Raw genomic sequence first — 17,403 nt, 5'->3', positions numbered from 1 at the left:
GGATGAGACGACCGGCACCCCGCCCTGCCAGCAACCAGCCAAAAGATCAACAAACCCCACCAAGATCACCTAACAAACACATCGGTGGATCCAGGCTCAACGTCTCTATTTCCGCACACCCTCCTGTCGTCCGCCCGGTCACGCCTTGCTCCCGCGCGCGAAGCGGATCGGGCCGCCTTCGGTGACTGTGTGGGTTTGGGACATCTAGCGCACCGAAACCCACACACCCCGTCCCGCGGGAGCAAAGGTCCCTTCATCTCTCGCCCGCCATGGTCTATTCTCTCTCGCTAGAGCGATCTATCAAGTCGCCAAGGGGGCGAACATGGAAACTCTTCAGGACAAGGGACTCGCCGCGTTACGGCTGATCCTGGCCTTCGCGCTGCTGTCCACCACGCTGCACTACGCGCACAACGTGATCAGGGCGGCGGACTATCCGCAGGTCGAGGGGATCTCGGTGGGCATGGCCGCCACCTTGGTCGTCGTCGCGTACGTCCTCTTCTCCGTCTTCGGCGTGCTCGGCTACCGCGACTACCTGCGCGGACGTTACTGGCGGGCGCTCGTCTTCCTGATGGTCTACTCGCTCTCCGGTCTCGCGAGCCTCGGCCACTTCCTGGTCGCCGTGCCGCGGATCCCGGCCTTCTGGTTCGCCACGATCTACACCGACACGGCGGCCGCGCTGCTGCTGTGGGTGTTCGTGGTCTGGGCGGCGGCGAAGCTCAGCCGGGTGACGACGGCTGACCAACTTTCTACACAACATTGACGTAAATCAGTGCGATGTAGACAATCGGAAGGGTGACGCGGACCACATCGGTGACGTTCGAACGTCATCCCAGCGGCTACCGGCACTGGACACTGTCCACCGACGGCGACGTCGCGTGGCTCGAACTCGACGTCGACGCGGATGGCGGTCTCGTGCCGGGGTACGAGCTCAAGCTCAACTCGTACGACCTCGGCGTCGACATCGAGCTGTACGACGCGACACAGCGGCTGCGGTTCGAGCATCCCGAGGTCCGCGTGGTCATCGTGACCAGCGCGAAGGACAACGTCTTCTGTGCCGGCGCGAACATCCGCATGCTCGCCTCGTCGTCGCACGAGTGGAAGGTGAACTTCTGCAAGTTCACCAATGAGACCCGCAACGCCATGGAGGACGCCGCCGCGCACTCCGGGCAGATCTACGTCGCGGCGGTCAACGGCACCTGTGCCGGCGGCGGCTACGAAATCGCGCTCGCCTGCGAAAAGATCCTGCTGGTCGACGACAACTCCTCGACCGTCGCGCTGCCGGAGGTGCCGCTCCTCGGCGTCCTGCCCGGCACCGGCGGGCTCACCAGGGTGGTCGACAAACGCGGCGTGCGGCGGGATCTCGCCGACGTCTTCGCCACCCGCCCCGACGGGGTGAAAGGGCGCACCGCTGTCGACTGGCGGCTCGTCGACGAGCTCGTGCCGCGGCAGGGTTTCCGCGAAGCCGTGCTGGCCAGGGCGAAGGAGCTCGCGCGGACGAGCGAGCGGCTCGACGGGGAAGGCGTCGAACTGAGGCCACTCAAGCATCGTTATGTCGACATCGCCCGCGGCAAGACCGACGCGACGATCACCGTCAAGGGCCCGGATGGCGACGACGGCTGGCTGCTGGACGTCACCCGCGAACTGGACGACGCGATCCTTCGCTTGCGCACCAACGAACCCGAACTCGGCACGTGGGTACTCCGTACCGAAGGCGATCCGGCGAAGGTCCTCGAACACGAACGCGCCGTGTTCGACGCGAAAGACTGCCTGAGCAACGAAATCGTCCACTACTTCAAGCGGACGCTGAAGCGGCTGGACGTCACCAGCCGCAGCCTGATCGCCCTTGTCGAGCCTGGCAGCTGCTACGCCGGGCTCCTGCTGGAACTCGCGCTCGCCGCGGACCGGCAGTACATCTTGGACGGTCCGCCGCTCGATGACGAAGACAGTGAAGAACGTGCGTCGATCACGCTGTCGGAAGCCAACTTCGGTCGTTTCCCGATGGGCAACGGCCTGACCCGCCTCGAGTCCCGGTTCTTCGGCGACCCCGATCACGTCACGAGGCTCGCGGAGGTACGCGGCAAAACGCTGAGCCCGGCCGAGGCGAACGAACTCGGCCTGGTCACCGACGCACCGGACGACCTCGACTGGGAGGACGAGATCCGGATCGCGCTGGAAGGACGGGCGTCGCTCAGCCCGGACGCCTTGACCGGAATGGAGGCGAACCACCGGTTCGTCGGCCCCGAGACGCTGGAAAGCAAGATCTTCGGCAGGCTCGCCGCCTGGCAGAACTGGATCTTCACCCGTCCGAACGCATCCGGTCCCGAGGGCGCGCTGCGTCGCTACGGGACCGGTCAGAAGGCCGTCTTCGACAGGAAGCGGGTTTGAACAGCCCATGCCCACCAAGATCGATTACGACGCCAAGATCCCCAACAACGTCGACCTCTCCGGTGATCGGCGCCTCCAGCGGGCGCTGGAGGGCTGGCAACCGAAATTCCTGGACTGGTGGGGCGAAATGGGCCCCGCGCTGCGGACGCGAGGGGTCTACCTGCGGACCGCGGTCAGCGTCGGCCGGGACGGCTGGGCGCATTTCGACCACGTCGACGTGCCCGACTACCGGTGGGGGATCTTCCTCGCGGAGCCGGATCCGGACCGGGTGATCGGCTTCGGCGAGCACAAGGGCGAGCCCGCCTGGCAGCAGGTGCCCGGCGAATACCGCGCCGACCTGCAGCGGCTCATCGTGATCCAGGGCGACACCGAACCCGCGTCGGTCGAGCAGCAGAAGCTGCTGGGCCTCACCGCGCCGAGCCTCTACGACCTGCGGAACCTCTTCCAGGTCAACGTCGAAGAAGGCCGCCACCTGTGGGCGATGGTGTATCTGCTGCACGCCTACTTCGGCCGCGAAGGCCGCGACGAAGCGGAAGGATTGCTGCTCCGGAATTCCGGAAGTCCGGACGCGCCCCGGATCCTCGGCGCCTTCAACGAGGAGACCGCGGATTGGCTCGCGTTCTACATGTTCACCTATTTCACCGATCGCGATGGCAAATACCAGCTCGGCACCCTCAAGGAAAGCGGCTTCGACCCGCTTTCCCGCACTTGTGAATTCATGCTCAAGGAAGAGGCGCACCACATGTTCGTCGGCACCACGGGGGTCGACCGGGTGGTCACCCGCGCTGCCGAACTGATCCGCGAGCACGACACCTTCGACATCGCCGGGCACGGCGGGATCCCCCTGGAAGTCATCCAGCGTTACCTCAACTTCCACTACACCGTCTCGCTCGACCTGTTCGGCGGCGAGACGTCGACCAACGCGGCGAACTACTACACCGCCGGGCTGAAAGGCCGCTGGCAGGAGGCCCGCCGCAAGGACGACCACAAGCTCACCGACGCCGCCGGATCGCTGTCCCGGCCGAGGGCCGACGGCACCTGGGAGACCGAGGAACTCCCGGCCATCCTGCTGCTGAACCTCGACCTGCGGGAGGAGTACCGCGCCGACTGCCAGACCGGCGTCAACCGCTGGAACAGGATCCTGGACGAGGCGGGCATCGACTTCCGATTCGTCCTCCCGCACCCTGGATTCAATCGCGAAGTCGGCATAAACTCCGGCCACCATGTGACGCCCGACGGCACCGTTGTCGACGAGCGGACCTGGCTGGCCGGCAAACGCAAGTGGCTGCCCACTCCCGAAGACCTGACCTTCGTCCGATCGCTGATGCGCCCGGTGTACGAGCGAGGAAAGATCGCGAGCTGGGTGGCACCGCCACGTCAGGGCATCAATGGGAAACCGTTCGACTATGAATACGTTTACCTGAGCTGAGCCGATAGAAGGTGCGCCCGTGTCCGCTGCTGCCACCGGTTTCAACGCGGCGAGCTACCTGCTCGACCGGCATCTGGCGGAAGGGCGCGGGGCGAAGGCCGCGGTCGTTTCCCCGAGACGGAACCTCACGTACGCGGGCCTGGCGGCCGAAAGCCGCCGGGTCGCGGCGGGGCTGAAGGCGATCGGCGTCCGCCCGGAGGAGCGGGTCCTGTTCTGCATGGTCGACGACGTCGAACTGCTCACCGGGATCCTCGGCGCGATGCTGGCCGGAGCGGTCGCGGTGCCGGTGTCCACCATGGTCACCGGGCTGGACCTGGGCAAACTGCTCGCCGATTCCCGCGCCAGGGTCCTGTGTGTTTCGGGCGAGTTCGCCGCGCAGGCGACGGTCGCGCTCGGGCTGGCGCCGGAGGTCACCGACGTCGTGCTGGACAGGGCCAAGGCGGCCGAACTGCCGTCCGGGGTCCGCGCGCACGAGTGGAGCGAGCTGTCCACAGTGGACGATCCCGGTTTCGAACCGGCGCCGACCTGGGAGGATTCGCCCGCGCTCTGGCTGTACACGTCGGGGACGACGGGCAAGCCGAAAGGCGCGATGCATCGCCACGCGAGCATCCGCGCGGTCTGCGAAACGTACGCGCGCGGCGTGCTGGACATCGGCCCGAACGACCGGTTCCTTTCCGTCCCCAAGCTGTTCTTCGCCTACGGGCTGGGGAATTCGGCGTTCTTCCCGCTCGCGGCGGGCGGGACGACACTGCTCGAACCCGCGAGGCCGACCCCGGGGCTGATCGCCGCCAGGGTCCGCGCGGAGCGGCCGACGTTGTTCTTCGCCGTCCCGACGTTCTACGCCGCGCTGCTCGCCAGCGACATCCCCGACGACACGTTCTCCTCGGTGCGCCAAGCGGTTTCGGCGGGGGAGCCGCTGCCCGCCGTGCTGTACGAACGGTTCCGTGACCGTTTCGGCGTCGAGATCCTGGACGGGATCGGCTCGACCGAGGCGTTGCACATCTTCCTGTCCAACCGGCCGCGTCAGGTCCGACCCGGCAGCACCGGGGTGCCGGTGCCGGGCTACGACATCGCGCTGCGCGACGAACAGGGAGAGCCGGTGCCGGACGGGCAGCCCGGTGAACTGTTCGTCGCCGGGCCGTCGATCGCGACCGGGTACTGGGCGCGGTACGAGACGACGAAGCAGGTCTTCCAGGGCGAATGGCTGCGGACGGGTGACAGCTTCGTGCGCAACGCCGACGGGAGCTACACCTGCCTCGGGCGCTTCAACGACATGCTGAAACCGGGCGGGATCTGGGTGTCTCCCGCCGAGGTCGAGGACAGGCTGCTGCAGCATCCGGCGGTCGCCGAGGTCGCGGTGGTGGCCGCCTTCGACGCCGACGGCATCGAGAAACCGGTCGCGTGCGTGGTCGGTGTGCCCGGCGGCAGGCTGGACGCGGACGAGCTGATCGAGTTCTGCCGGGCCGGGCTGGCGTCCTTCAAGCGGCCGCGGAGCATCGTCGAGCTGGGCGAACTGCCGAAGACGGCGACCGGGAAGATCCGGCGCAACGTCATCCGGGAACTGGTACGGGACATGTACGAGGTCCGGGCCCCCGCCCCTCCGCATTTAGTCCTCTGAATGCGGTCCATGCACACGCAAGTACCGCATTCAGAGGACTAAATACGAGGTGCCAGGCCGCGCGTCACCCGCCGTTGACGGTGCGCAGGGTCCGCATGGCCTCGGCCAGATCGTGCGCGCCGTCACCGAGCGGGGTCAGGACGATGCGCCGCAGGATCTCGGCACACGCTTCCCTCGCCTTCTCGGCGACGTCGAGACCGTGGTCGGTGAGCGCCGCGAACGTGACGCGGCGATCGTCCGGGCTGGGCACGCGGCAGATCAGATCCGCGGCGACCAGCCGGTCCGCGACCTTGGTGAACCCGCCGCTCGACAGGGCCGCCTCGACGGCCAACCGGGTCATCGGCATCCGGTGCTCGGGTGAGCGCACGAGCCGCAGCAGGATGTCGAACGACGCCGGCGCCAGACCGAACCGTTCGGCGATCTCGCCCATCAGCTTGTTCTGCGTGGCCAGGTAGCCCTCGATCACCAGGCCCCACCACGTGACCACTTCGTCGTCGTTCGGTTCCTCCGATTTCACCACTGCCACGCGAGCGAGGGTACACCAAGAACTCTTCCTGGAATATATCTTGCGCGCGAGAGGTTATCGGGTTAGCTTGAGTCCACCGGCTCCAGAGGAGGGCACCATGTCGATCAAGACTTCGGGCCTGCACCACGTCACCGCCATCGGTGGCGACCCCCAGCGCAACGCGGACTTCTACACCCGGGCACTCGGCCTGCGGCTGGTGAAGACCACCGTGAACTTCGACGACCCCGGCACGTACCACCTTTACTACGGCGACGAGTCCGGCAAGCCCGGCTCGCTGATGACGTTCTTCCCGTGGCGGGACGCGCCGAAGGGCCGTCACGGCACCGGCCAGGCGACCACGACGTCGTTCTCCGTGCCGGAGGCCTCACTCGGCTGGTGGACGCGGCACCTCGCGGAGAACCGCGTCGAGACCGGCCAGGTCCGCAACTCCGACGGCGAGGAGACGCTCACCTTCCTCGACCCGGACGGCCTCGAACTCGCGCTCGTCGCGCATCCGCAGGGCGACCCGCGTGACCCGTGGGACACGAAGCTGGTCCCCGCCGAACACGCCATCCGCGGGCTGCACTCCGTCACGCTGTCGGTGTCCCAAGAGGACGCGACCGCCGGGATGCTGACCGACGGCCTCGGCCTGACCTTCGAACACCAGGACGGCAACCGCCTGCGGTTCTCCGCAGGCGAAGGCGGCCCCGGCGCGCTCGTCGACGTCCTCGTCACGCCGGACGCCCCGCGCGGGCTGGTGGCGGCGGGCACCGTGCACCACGTCGCCTGGCGCGCGCCGGACGAGGACACCCAGGCCGCCTGGCGCGACGAGCTGATCGGCGACGGCGTGAACGTGACGTCCATTTTGGACCGTCAGTACTTCCGCTCGATCTACTTCCGCGAGCCGGGCGGCACGCTGCTCGAGGTCGCGACCGACGAACCCGGTTTCGCGATCGACGAGCCGCTGCTGGAGCTCGGCCGCGCGCTGAAACTGCCGCCATGGCTGGAACCCAAACGCGAGGACATCGAGGCCATGCTGCCGAAGCTGGACCTGCCGAGCGAGAACAACCCGCGATGAGCACCTTGGAGCACAAGTACGTCGAAGGGGCGCCCGACGAGCCGGTGCTGCTGCTCCTGCACGGCACCGGCGGCGGCCCGGACGATCTCGTGCCGCTCGCCCGGCAGCTGAGCCCGGCGTCGGCGCTGCTCGCGCCCGCCGGGCCGGTGTCGGAACACGGTGCGGCACGCTGGTTCCGCAGGCTGGCGGAAGGCGTTTTCGACCACGAGGACGTCGTCTTCCGCGCGAACCAGCTGGCCGACTTCGTGCTCGCCTCGCGTGAGGAGTACGGCCTCGGTGACCGGCGGCTGGTGGCCATCGGGTTCTCCAACGGCGCCAACATCGCCGCCGCGGTGACCCTGCTCCGCCCGGACGCCGTCAGGGAGGCCGTGCTGTTCGCGGCGATGTCGCCTGTTCCTTCCCCGCCGCGGAACGATCTGTCCGGAACCCGGGTCTTCCTGTCGAACGGCGAGCACGATCCGATGGCGCCGCTGCCCTCGGCGGAGACGCTCGTCCGTGACCTGCGCGAGCGCGGCGCGGACGTCGTCGCCCATCGCCATCCCGGCGGGCACCAGGTGACCGGCAACGGTTCGGTAGCGGCCGCGGGGTGGCTCAACCCACAGCGGGGAGAGCAAAGGACGCGAACGTAGCATCGTCCGATGACTAACGGGGACCTCGTCCGCGCCCAGGCCCTGCTCGACAGGGTCCTCCTCGCGGACGGGCACAACGATCTGCCATGGGAGCTGCGGGTCACGACCGGGCCGGACCCGGTCGAGGCCGTGACCGGCACGGATCTCACGGTCCGTCAGCCGCATCTGCACACCGACTTCCCGAAGCTCGCCGAAGGCAGGCTCGGGATGCAGTTCTGGTCCGTCTACGTGCCTTGCCAGTTCGAGGGCCACAGCGCGGTGACGGCGGTGCTCGAACAGATCGAGATCGTGCACCAGATGGCCGAGCGCTACCCCGATCGCCTGGCCCTCGTGGACACCGCCGACGAGGCCGAAACCGCTTTCCGCGACGGCAAGATCGCGTCGCTGCTGGGCGCCGAGGGCGGCCACAGCATCGCCGAATCCCTTGGCGTGCTGAGGATCCTGCGCCGCCTCGGCGTCCGCTACATGACGCTCACCCACAACTACAACACCACCTGGGCCGACTCCGGCACCGACGAACCCGAGCACGGCGGGCTCACCGAGTTCGGCCGCGACGTCGTCCGCGAGATGAACAAGATCGGCATGCTGGTCGACCTCTCGCACGTCGCGCCGAGCACGATGCGCGCCGCGCTCGAGGTCAGTTCCGCGCCGGTGATCTTCAGCCACTCCTCCTGCACCGCGGTCAACGACCATCCTCGCAACATCCCCGACGATGTCTTGGAAACCTTGGCGGCCAAGGACGGCGTCGCGATGGTGACGTTCGTGCCGGGCTTCATCTCGCCGAAGGTCGCCGAGTGGGACGACCGGCTGCGCCAGGACATGGAAGCCGCGGGCAAGGACTACCGGAACATCGACCAGCGCACGAAGTTCACCGCCGAACGAGGCGGCCCCGAGAAGCCGAAGGCGGGCATCGACGACGTCGTCGCGCACATCGAGCACGCGCGCGAAGTGGCGGGCGTCGACCACATCGGGCTCGGCGGCGATTACGACGGAGTCGCGACGCTGCCCGAAGGCCTCGAAGACGTTTCGAAGTACCCGGTGCTGTTCGCCGCGCTGCTGGAACGCGGCTGGAGCGAAGAGGACTGCGCGAAACTGGCCGGGAAGAACACCTTGCGGGTGCTGCGTGCGGCGGACGAGGTCACCCGTTCGGACGCTTGAGAGCGCGATCAAGCCCGCTTCGGCGGACACTGTCCTGCATGACGCAGCCGGAGGAGGGCGCCGCCGAGGTTCCCGTCAAGCCGTCCGAAACCGCGGGCGGCGCACGCCACAGCGGTAAATTCGAAGCCGGCCCGAAGCTCAAACGGACGCGGGTGAGCGGCACATGGATCGCCGTCATCGTGGCGTTGATCGTGCTGGTGTTCCTGCTCGTGTTCATCCTGCAGAACCAGGACACGGCCACCGTGCACTTCCTGGGCATGTCCGGGAGCATGCCGCTGGCGGTCGCGATGCTGTTCTCCGTGATCGCCGGTGGCGCGCTGGTCGCGCTCGTCGGCGGCGCCCGGATCCTGCAGTTGCGCAAGCAGGCCAAGAAGTCGCGGCATCAGCTGCGCTGAGGGACCCCGCGGCGGAACTCGCTCGGGCTGACGCCCCGCACGCGTTTGAACGCCGCGCTGAACCCGAACGCGTCGGAATAGCCGACGGTGCGGGCGATGTCGGAAATGGTCGCGTGCTCCGGTCCGGCGAGGAGATCCGCCGCGAGGGTCATGCGCCAGCGGGTGAGATAGGCCAGCGGCGGTTCGCCGACCAGGTCGGCGAACCGTTTGGCCAGCGTCGACCGCGAGACCCCGGTCCGCCCGGCCAGCGTGCCGACGGTCCACGGTGCCGCCGGTTCCGCGTGCAGCAGGCGCAGGGCGTCGCCGACCACCGGATCCCGCTGCGCGGCCCACCACGCCGGGGGTTCGCCGCCCGGCCGGTCGAACCACTCGCGCAGCGAACAGACGAGCATCCAGTCCAGCAGCCGGTCGAGGACCACCTGCTGACCCGGCGCGTCGACGGCGACCTCGGCGGCGAGGTGCTCCAGCACGGGGTCGCCCGCGCCACCGGCGTCCACGCGCAGCACGACGGGCAGCGCGTCCAGCAGCGGGCGGCCGATCTCGCCGCGCACCGGGTACGCGCCGACGATCAACGTCGTCTCGCCACCCGGGTCGTCGACCCAGCCGAGCCGGTGCCGGGTCCCGCCCTGTTCGGGCGTCGCGCAGTGCTCGCCGCACGCGATCGGTTCGGCCGGAGTGCCGACTTCGTCGACGAAGGTGAACGTCGCGGGGCCGCGTACGATGACCGACTCGCCCGCGCGAAGCGGCTCGGGCGGGCCGTCCTCCGGGACGACCCAGCCCGCGCCGGTGAGCACGGCGCACAGGGTCAGCGGCGCGCCGTCCACGAAGTGCAGGTTCCACGGCGGGGACAGGGTCGAACTGCCGAACAAGGAGCCCTGGGACCGCACGCCGCGGATCAGGTCACTGAAGACGTCCACCTTGCCGAGGTTAGACGAATGGACAGGCGATCCGGCCTTTCACCTATGGGCGCGTCCAAGTCTGCCGGGTTGAATCGAGTTCATGCTGACCTCCGACGACCTCGAATTCCTCCGCCGCCCCCTGCACGGATTCCTGACCGTGGCCGGCGGCCCGGTCCGGCCGGTGTGGTTCGAGGCTGCCGACGACGGCACGATCCAGCTGTTCACGCCCCGCGAGTCGCCCAAGGTCCGGCGGCTGGACGACGATCCCCGCGCGTCGATCATCGTGGCCGCCCCGGTGGGCGAACGCGAGCGCTGGGTCTCGGTCTCCGGCGGCGTCACGGTGGAGCCCGGCGGGGCGCACGAACTGGCCGCGCGGCTCGCCGAGCGCTACTGGGACCTCGAAGACCCGGCCCACGCGGGCGAGCTCGCCGGGATCCAGACCCTCGATCTCGTGCGGCTCGTCATCCGGCCGGAGAAGGTGAGCCGTTACCTGATGTGATGATCGAGGTCATCCCGAGCAGGGTGGCGCAAACGTTTTCGTCGCCCTCGGCGGTGACCCGGGCGCGGTCCGCGGGGTTCCGGGTACACAGCCGCCAGAAGGTGTCCGCGTCCGTCGTCACCGAGGCCAGCGGCGCGCGTGACGTCGGCGCGACCCGGTCGAGTTCCCAGCCGTCGGCGGTCCGCCGCGCCGTCCACTTCCCGCCACCCTGGCCGGTGACGGTGTAGGCGACCTGCCTGCCGGCGCGGGCGTCGACGTCACGCAGGGTGTACGGCAGCGCCCGCATGAAGGTATCGATCACCGGCCCGCGGAACTCCGGCTCGTCCAGCGTCCGCGCGCCCACGGCCTCGCGGATCTGCTGCTGGTGCACCCAGAACTCGGTGTACTCGCGGGCGACGTCGAGCCAGACCGGCGCCGGTTCGTCCCCGGCCCAGCTCACCGGCTCGCCGACGGCGTCGAGGTCGGCGCGGCCCCACATCTCGGCGATCTGCGAGGTGCTGTCCACCAGCATCGCGAACAGCACCTCGGGGGACAGCCGACGGCACGCGACCACCCATTCGTCGTTGATCCGGTCGATGAAGTCCCCGAAGCGTTCGCCCTCGCGCGGTGCCGTCGCCCGGTAGTCGTCGCGGTCTCGGGACAGCCTGCCGAGTTTGTCGCCCAGGATGTGGGCCGCGAGATCGTGCACCGTCCAGCCCGTGCACACCGTCGGCGCGGCCCACTGCTCCGCGTCCAGACCGGTGAGCACGTCGAGCAGAGCCTGCTCCTCCCGCGCGAACAGCGGGAGGACGTCGATCGGCGGACCCCAGCGCGTGAAGCTCATGGTGACCATCCAAACACCCAGGTCCATCACATTCTCGGCCATTCGGCCTACTCGCAGGTAGCATCAGCGCGAACGTGAGGGGAGTGCCCGTGAGCAACGATCGACCCGCCGGTGAAGACCTGGCCGCTTTCGCCAAACGCGCGGGACAGCTGGCGGGCTGGGCCGCCCGCACGGGCTTCGAGTTCACCCGCAAACTCCCCGGGGTCGAAATCGCGGAACAGATCGTCAAACAGGGCGAGCGGCAGCTGCTTTCGGAGCTGCGCCGCCGTCTCGACGAGGTCGACGACCCGTACCACGCCGCGCTCACCGCCGCGTCCGCGATGAACCGGCCCGACACCAACGGTTCGCGGCCGGTCGAGGCGACCATCACCCTCGTGCACACCCGCGCCCAGCTCGAACCGCTCCGCGCGGCGATGGCCGAACTGCTCAACCACTCGATCGGCTTCGGCCGCGAGCGGGCCCGCGAATACCTGTACGCGATCATCCTGCGGCAGCTCACGCCGGACGAGGCCCGCATCCTTTCCGCGCTTTCCGACGGCTCGCCGTTCCCCGCCGTCGACGTCGCCGAGCGGACCAGCCTCGGCGCGGCCGGACGGTTCGTGCTCCGCAACGCTTCCACCGTCGGCAAGGCCGCCGGGGTGTCACTGCCGGACCAGGTGCCCGGCTACCTCACCAGGCTGATCGGGCTCGGCCTGATCGAGCTGGACGAAGAGGTGCCCGCGCTGGAGACGCAGTACGAGATCCTGCTGACCGACGAGACCGTCCGCGAGGCGGAGAAGTCGGTCAAGCGGGCCAAGTTCGTGAAGCGCACGGTCCATATTTCCCGGCTCGGCGCCCAGTTCTGGCAGGCCTGCGACCCGAGCGCCGGCTGACTTCGGCATGGGTGCGTTCCTCGACGGGATCCTCGCCGATTTCGGCGAGCACTGGCCGCTCTACGTCTCCATCCCGATCGTGGCCGCCCTGATCGGCTACACCACCAAACTCGTCGCGATCCGGATGATGTTCCAGCCGGTCGAGTTCGTCGGCATCAAACCGTTCCTCGGCTGGCAGGGCATCGTGCCCAAACGCGCCGCGCGGATGGCGAGCATCGCCTGCGACACGATGACCGAGCAGCTGATCAAACCGGCCGAGGTCGTCGCCAGGCTCGATCCGCAGAGAATCGCCAAGGAGATCGAAAAACCGCTCCAGGCGGCGGTCGAGGACATCGTGCGCGACGTCGCCGCCCACTATCAGCCGGGGCTGTGGGAATCCCTGCCGGTGGGGATGCAGCGGCTGGTGATCCAGCGCGTCCAGGCCGAGACGCCGCGGATGGTCGCGGCCGTGCTGGAGCTGATCAAGTCCGATGTGGACAGTGTATTCGACCTCAAGGGCATGGTGGTCACCGCACTGGTCAAGGACAAACGGCTGCTGAACCGGATCTTCCAGGAGGCCGGCGACAAGGAGTTCAAGTTCATCGCCCGCTCCGGCATCTTCTTCGGCGGGCTCATCGGCGTGATCCAGATGGTCGCGTGGGTGCTGTTCAAGTTCCCGCTGATCATGCCCCTGTTCGGGCTTTTCACCGGCTGGTTCACCGACTGGCTCGCGCTGCGGATGATCTTCTATCCGATCGAGGAACGCCGGTACTTCGGCGTGCGCTGGCAGGGCCTGTTCCTGAAACGGCGCGGCGAGGTCGCGGAGGCGTACGGCGCGCTGATCGCCAAGGAGATCATCACCCCGCACAACGTGATCGAGGCGGTTCTGCACGGCCCGCTGTCGGACCGCGTGCTCGGGCTCATCCAGCGCCAGCTCGACGAACAGCTCGGGCGGCGTATCGGCGTCGGGAAACCGCTGGTGGTGTTCGCCGTCGGCAGCAAGCGGTATCAGGACATGAAGCTGAACATCGCCGAGAAGATCATGGACGAACTGCCGGACACCATGCGGTACATCGAGGACTACGCGACGGACGCGATGGACATCCGGAACGTGCTGGTGACGAAGATGAAGGAGCTGTCGCCGCGCGAGTTCGAGGGACTGCTGCGGCCGGCGTTCCAGCAGGACGAATGGATCCTGATCGCGACCGGTGCCGTCCTGGGTTTCGCCGTCGGTGAGGCGCAGGTCCTCCTGCTGGAGCACTTCGCCGCCTGACGACCCGCATTTAGTCCTCTGGATGCGGTAGTTGCACGCGCAAGGACCGCATCCAGAGGACTAAATGCGCGGATGGCTGCCTCATCGGCGGTACACCGGGCCCTCCGTCCGGTCTAGAGTGCCTCCTGCACTGAGCCTTGGGGGAGGGCGCACATGGCCGACGCGGGGAGTCCGTGGCCGCAGGAGATCCGGCTGGCGATGACCATGGTGGGCGGGGCGAGTCTCGCGGTCTGGATGGGCGGGGTCGCCACCGAGACCTCGCATCTGCTCCAGGCGTCGAGAACGCCGGAATCGAAAAGCCCGTACCGGGCCTTGCTCGATCTGCTCAACGCCACCGTCTCGCTCGACGTGCTCACCGGCACGAGCGCGGGCGGTATCAACGCGGCGTGCCTCGGGCTGGCCGAGGCGTTCCGGTCGAGCCCGCAGGTGCTGCGCGACACGTGGATCAGCACGGGATCGCTCGACAACCTGATCCGCGATCCCGGCGAGAAGGAACCGCGTTCGCTGCTCGACGGCGACAAGGTGCTGCTCGGCGATCTCAAGGACGCGCTGCACCGGATCACCGACAAGGCGACGGTGAAACCCGACTGTCCCGACATCACGGTGCTGCTCACCGGCACGATGATCGACGGCGAGACGACCAGGTTCGACGACGCGCTCGGCAATCTGGTGCGGGACACCGAACACCGGCTCTTGTTCCGCTTCGATGGTCCTTTGTGGACGGACGAGGTGGTCGGCCCGCTCGCGCTCGCCGCAAGGTCCACCGCGTCGTTCCCCGGTGCCTTTGAACTTTCCCGGATGCCGATCGGCGAGAAGACCGGACCGCTGCATCCGGACATGACGAAGTACACCGACGTCACGCGCTCGCACTGGCTCACCGACGGCGGGGTGCTGCTGAACAAACCGTTGCGCCCGGCGCTGCGGGAGATCTTCGAGCGGCAGTCGCATTCGGACGTCCGGCGGCTGCTGCTGTACGTGGTGCCGACGGCGGAACGCGAGGCCGAGCGGGTCGTGGTCGATCCGGAGCGGCCGCCGCTGCTGGGTACCGCGATGAGCAAGGTCGTCGGCACCGTGCTGAGCCAGACGATCAGCGCCGAGCTGGAGGACCTGACCAGGCACAACGACGCAGTCGTCCGGACAAGGGGGACCCGGGTTTCCCTTGCCGCGATGGGGGTTCGCGGCGGCCCGGACTCGCTGGTCGACCAGCGGCTGATGAACGACTACCGCGACCGGCGCGTGCAGGAGGACGCCACCGCGCTGGTCCGCGAGGCGACCCGCAGGCTCTCACTGTCCGATGTGGAGGATCAGGGTCGCCAGTGGGCGTCCGGCACGGCGGCGCAGCTGCGCGCGGCCGCGGCGGCCGGGCTGCGGGACGGCCTCCCCGCCGAGCCGCCGAAGGACACCTGCGAACTCGCGGATCTCGTCGCCTTCCGCACCACCGCGCTCGACGATTCGGTCGCCACCGGGCTGCAACTGGTGAACGCGGGCTTCCGGCTCGATCCGTCGCCGGAGCACGCGGTGCAGCTCAACCGTTGCCGCGTGCTGCTGCACGAAGCGCGGCACAAGGCGGCGCGGGGGAAGCGGCTCGCGGGCTGGGTCGCCGAACAGGATCCGCCGACGGCCGACGTCACGCTGGCGGCTTGGATCGAAGGCCTCGCCAAGGAATGGGCCGCGCTCGGCCGCGCGGACACATTGAAGGAGGCGTGGCCGCTCGTCGTCGCCGCCCTCCGGCAGGCCACCCCGGTCCTTTTGCCGCTGGCGCAGGCGAAACCCGACACCGAAGCCGCCGACACGGTCAGCACGCTGCTGGCGTGGACCGGGCTCACGTCCGACGACAAGAGTGCGGGCGATCCCATCGTCACCTCGCGGCTGGTGCGCCTGCACATCGCGACGCGGGGGCTGCTCGCGCAGGCACCGTCGGTCGACCAGCGGGTCGATCTCGTCCAGGTGAGCGCGGATTCGCGGACGCTGCTGGACATGAAACGACGCCGTTCGTGGGACAAGCTCACCGGCATGCAGGCCGACTACTTCGGCGCGTTCTACAAGGCGTCCTGGCGCGCGAACGACTGGATGTGGGGCAGGGTCGACGGCGCGGGCTGGCTGGTGCAATGCCTGCTGGACCCGAAACGCCTGCGCCTGCTGCGCGACGTCGTCGGGCGGGAGGCGTTCCGGGCACGGGTACGGGACACCTTCAAGGAGATCGGCTGGCGGCAGCCGGGCACGGAAGACGGCCTGTCGCAAGAGGAAGCGGACGCCCTGCGCGCGCAATTGGCCGGGGAGCTGGCTTTCCTCGGCCTCGACGGTGAACTGGCCGATGTGGAAGGAGAAGCCGGTCTCCCGATCAGCATGCCGGTGACGGCGATGGTGCTCGCCAGGGTCCGGCAACTGGAGATCGCGCGCGAAGAACTGCCGTGTGTCGGCCTCCACTGTGGACACGACGCGAAAACGGCCAAGGGCAACGGGAAACCGTCGGAACGGTTCCGGCGTATGATCGAGAACGAGCCCGAAACCGACGAACAGACCCAGCGCGCGTTCCAGGCGTGCCAGGTCTCCGGCGAACGGTTCGAACACGAACGCGGGACGATGCTCCTGACGAAGACGCTGGTCAAGGCCGGTGCGGCCGGGCTCAACGCGGCCGCGGGGGCGACGCGGGTGCCGAAGTCGGTCCAGCCCGCCGCGACCTTCGCCAAGGCCGCCGGGCGCAGCGCGTGGTGGATCACCCGCGGGGCGGCCACCCTGCCGTCGCCGTGGAACGTGCTCGCCGCGCTGATCACCGTGCTGGCCGGTTTCGTCCTCGGTGGACAGGGCGGCCCGGTCCTGCAATGGGTCGGCGTGCCGGTGGCCGCGGGCGCCATCGTGTTCCTGGTGGTGAGCCTGATGACCTTGCGCAAGACGTGGCGGATGATGCTCACGGTGCTCGGCGTGCTCGTGGTGGCGACCTTGCTGTTCGCCGCCTTCCTGCCACCGGTGCGCGACCCGCTGTTCGGCTGGCTCGGCGACGTCGTCGCGGGCTGGCGGCGTGGCGAGGCGCCGGTCTGGTGGCTGGTCGTCTGCCTGCTGCTCGTGCTGCCCGCCATCTGGACGCCGCTCGGCTCGCTCGCGGGTCGCAAGCGGCGTCGTGAATAGCGGAATCGGGCGCCGAATAGCGCCCTGACCCTGCGACGAAGCGGTAACGGTTGGTATCGTCACGTGCAGTGAGACCGCAGCGAGGCGGCCTTACCCACAAGTGCTGCGCTTCAAACGTTACCGTTACCTTTGTCACGTGCGTTTCAAGGTTGTTGCAGGTAGCCGCGTTGCCGCCGCCGCGCTGATCTGACCGCGCCCGAATCCTCCGGTACGTTTCTTGGACATGTCCGGAAAGCACTTGATCGAAAATCCGACCAAGGCAGACGGTGCCGCGCTCTGGAGAATCGCCCGCGATTCCAAGAAGCTGGATCTCAACACGCCTTACGCCTATTTGCTGTGGTGCCACGATTTCGCCGACACCTCGGTCGTCGCGAAAGTCGACGGCACGCCGGTCGGCTTCGTGATCGGGTACCGGAAGCAGGACACCGGCTTCGTCTGGCAGGTCGCCGTCGACGCGTCCCAGCGAGGAAAAGGCCTGGCCGGAGCTCTGCTCGACGAGCTGTTCGGCCAGTTGACCGCCCAGGGCGTCCGGTACCTCGAAACGACGATCACGCCGGACAACGAGGCTTCGATCCGGTTGTTCGCCTCGTTCGCCAAGCGGTGGGACGCCACCGTGGAACGCCAGGATCTGTTCTCCACGACGGATTTCCCGGCCGAGGAAGGAACGCATGAGCAGGAGGACCTGTACCGCATCGGTCCGCTCAGCAGTCAATAGAACGTAAATCCGGGGATCTC

Annotated in this window: 16 protein-coding genes; 13 read left to right on the top strand and 3 right to left on the bottom strand. The window is 68.4% G+C overall.

Going from position 1 to position 17,403, the window contains the following annotated elements; translation table 11 throughout:
* Positions 1 to 322 precede the first annotated feature (322 nt).
* Genes AC0685_RS40100 through AC0685_RS40085 form a run of 4 tightly spaced genes read left to right on the top strand, consistent with a single transcriptional unit; the run spans position 323 to position 5,432 of the window.
* A complete protein-coding gene (locus AC0685_RS40100; RefSeq protein WP_478230276.1) occupies positions 323 to 760 on the top strand; it encodes a hypothetical protein in 438 nt (145 codons plus the stop codon).
* Positions 761 to 792: 32 nt separating this feature from the next.
* Positions 793 to 2,385: a 2,3-epoxybenzoyl-CoA dihydrolase gene (gene boxC, locus AC0685_RS40095; RefSeq protein ID WP_478230275.1), complete on the top strand. Its 1,593-nt coding sequence runs from the start codon at positions 793 to 795 to the stop codon at positions 2,383 to 2,385.
* Positions 2,386 to 2,392: 7 nt separating this feature from the next.
* Positions 2,393 to 3,814 (top strand): benzoyl-CoA 2,3-epoxidase subunit BoxB, encoded by a 1,422-nt coding sequence (gene boxB / locus AC0685_RS40090; RefSeq protein WP_478230274.1) that lies wholly within the window; start codon positions 2,393 to 2,395, stop codon positions 3,812 to 3,814.
* A 19-nt stretch (positions 3,815 to 3,833) separates the two neighbouring features.
* Entirely contained in the window at positions 3,834 to 5,432 is a 1,599-nt protein-coding gene (locus AC0685_RS40085) for a benzoate-CoA ligase family protein (RefSeq protein ID WP_478230273.1), read from the top strand.
* Positions 5,433 to 5,496: 64 nt separating this feature from the next.
* On the opposite strand, the gene AC0685_RS40080 is transcribed toward AC0685_RS40085, so the two are convergent.
* Positions 5,497 to 5,958, bottom strand: coding sequence for a MarR family winged helix-turn-helix transcriptional regulator (locus AC0685_RS40080; RefSeq protein WP_478230272.1), 462 nt, complete (start codon positions 5,956 to 5,958; stop codon positions 5,497 to 5,499).
* A gap of 97 nt (positions 5,959 to 6,055) precedes the next feature.
* Here AC0685_RS40080 and AC0685_RS40075 point away from each other — a divergent pair, with 97 nt between their 5' ends.
* Genes AC0685_RS40075 through AC0685_RS40060 form a run of 4 tightly spaced genes read left to right on the top strand, consistent with a single transcriptional unit; the run spans position 6,056 to position 9,197 of the window.
* Entirely contained in the window at positions 6,056 to 7,015 is a 960-nt protein-coding gene (locus tag AC0685_RS40075; RefSeq protein ID WP_478230271.1) for a ring-cleaving dioxygenase, read from the top strand.
* The gene (locus tag AC0685_RS40070) at positions 7,012 to 7,644 is read left to right on the top strand and encodes an alpha/beta hydrolase (protein WP_478230270.1); all 633 of its coding nucleotides are present in this window, start codon (positions 7,012 to 7,014) and stop codon (positions 7,642 to 7,644) included. Before AC0685_RS40075 ends, AC0685_RS40070 begins: the two co-directional genes overlap by 4 nt.
* Before the next feature lie 9 nt (positions 7,645 to 7,653).
* Positions 7,654 to 8,802, top strand: coding sequence for a dipeptidase (locus tag AC0685_RS40065; protein ID WP_478230269.1), 1,149 nt, complete (start codon positions 7,654 to 7,656; stop codon positions 8,800 to 8,802).
* Positions 8,803 to 8,840: 38 nt separating this feature from the next.
* Entirely contained in the window at positions 8,841 to 9,197 is a 357-nt protein-coding gene (locus AC0685_RS40060) for a LapA family protein (protein WP_478230268.1), read from the top strand.
* Here AC0685_RS40060 and AC0685_RS40055 read toward each other — a convergent pair.
* Complete coding sequence (locus AC0685_RS40055; RefSeq protein WP_478230267.1) at positions 9,185 to 10,114, bottom strand: AraC family transcriptional regulator; 930 nt, start codon at positions 10,112 to 10,114, stop codon at positions 9,185 to 9,187. The genes AC0685_RS40060 and AC0685_RS40055 overlap by 13 nt on opposite strands.
* A gap of 82 nt (positions 10,115 to 10,196) precedes the next feature.
* Between AC0685_RS40055 and AC0685_RS40050 the strand changes: the two genes are divergently transcribed.
* On the top strand, positions 10,197 to 10,595 hold the full coding sequence (locus AC0685_RS40050; protein WP_478230266.1) for a pyridoxamine 5'-phosphate oxidase family protein: 399 nt from the start codon (positions 10,197 to 10,199) through the stop codon (positions 10,593 to 10,595).
* Here AC0685_RS40050 and AC0685_RS40045 read toward each other — a convergent pair.
* Positions 10,558 to 11,427, bottom strand: a complete 870-nt coding sequence (locus AC0685_RS40045) for a maleylpyruvate isomerase family mycothiol-dependent enzyme (protein ID WP_478230265.1) — start codon at positions 11,425 to 11,427, stop codon at positions 10,558 to 10,560. The two genes, AC0685_RS40050 and AC0685_RS40045, sit on opposite strands and share 38 nt — an antisense overlap.
* Positions 11,428 to 11,507: 80 nt before the next feature.
* Between AC0685_RS40045 and AC0685_RS40040 the strand changes: the two genes are divergently transcribed.
* The 4 genes from AC0685_RS40040 to ectA all read left to right on the top strand — a co-directional run bounded on the left by AC0685_RS40040 (position 11,508) and on the right by ectA (position 17,383).
* Positions 11,508 to 12,290, top strand: a complete 783-nt coding sequence (locus AC0685_RS40040) for an Abi-alpha family protein (protein ID WP_478230264.1) — start codon at positions 11,508 to 11,510, stop codon at positions 12,288 to 12,290.
* A 7-nt stretch (positions 12,291 to 12,297) separates the two neighbouring features.
* Positions 12,298 to 13,542, top strand: a complete 1,245-nt coding sequence (locus tag AC0685_RS40035; RefSeq protein ID WP_478230263.1) for a DUF445 domain-containing protein — start codon at positions 12,298 to 12,300, stop codon at positions 13,540 to 13,542.
* Positions 13,543 to 13,695: 153 nt separating this feature from the next.
* A complete protein-coding gene (locus AC0685_RS40030) occupies positions 13,696 to 16,668 on the top strand; it encodes a patatin-like protein (RefSeq protein ID WP_478230262.1) in 2,973 nt (990 codons plus the stop codon).
* 223 nt (positions 16,669 to 16,891) lie between these two features.
* The gene (gene ectA, locus AC0685_RS40025; protein WP_478230261.1) at positions 16,892 to 17,383 is read left to right on the top strand and encodes a diaminobutyrate acetyltransferase; all 492 of its coding nucleotides are present in this window, start codon (positions 16,892 to 16,894) and stop codon (positions 17,381 to 17,383) included.
* The last annotated feature ends 20 nt before the right edge of the window (positions 17,384 to 17,403 follow it).

The sequence above is a fragment of the Amycolatopsis sp. NPDC043889 genome, assembly GCF_056435645.1.
This window is presented reverse-complemented; position numbering and strand designations above follow the sequence as displayed.

What these genes read in the sequence shown, in the direction of transcription:
- AC0685_RS40100 (WP_478230276.1), top strand. Translation starts at nt 323, where the DNA reads ATGGAAACTCTTCAGGACAAGGGACTCGCCGCGTTACGGCTGATCCTG.
- boxB (WP_478230274.1), top strand. Translation starts at nt 2,393, where the DNA reads ATGCCCACCAAGATCGATTACGACGCCAAGATCCCCAACAACGTCGAC.
- AC0685_RS40075 (WP_478230271.1), top strand. Translation starts at nt 6,056, where the DNA reads ATGTCGATCAAGACTTCGGGCCTGCACCACGTCACCGCCATCGGTGGC.
- AC0685_RS40070 (WP_478230270.1), top strand. Translation starts at nt 7,012, where the DNA reads ATGAGCACCTTGGAGCACAAGTACGTCGAAGGGGCGCCCGACGAGCCG.
- AC0685_RS40065 (WP_478230269.1), top strand. Translation starts at nt 7,654, where the DNA reads ATGACTAACGGGGACCTCGTCCGCGCCCAGGCCCTGCTCGACAGGGTC.
- AC0685_RS40060 (WP_478230268.1), top strand. Translation starts at nt 8,841, where the DNA reads ATGACGCAGCCGGAGGAGGGCGCCGCCGAGGTTCCCGTCAAGCCGTCC.
- AC0685_RS40050 (WP_478230266.1), top strand. Translation starts at nt 10,197, where the DNA reads ATGCTGACCTCCGACGACCTCGAATTCCTCCGCCGCCCCCTGCACGGA.
- AC0685_RS40045 (WP_478230265.1), bottom strand. Translation starts at nt 11,427, where the DNA reads ATGGTCACCATGAGCTTCACGCGCTGGGGTCCGCCGATCGACGTCCTC.
- AC0685_RS40035 (WP_478230263.1), top strand. Translation starts at nt 12,298, where the DNA reads ATGGGTGCGTTCCTCGACGGGATCCTCGCCGATTTCGGCGAGCACTGG.
- AC0685_RS40030 (WP_478230262.1), top strand. Translation starts at nt 13,696, where the DNA reads ATGGCCGACGCGGGGAGTCCGTGGCCGCAGGAGATCCGGCTGGCGATG.
- ectA (WP_478230261.1), top strand. Translation starts at nt 16,892, where the DNA reads ATGTCCGGAAAGCACTTGATCGAAAATCCGACCAAGGCAGACGGTGCC.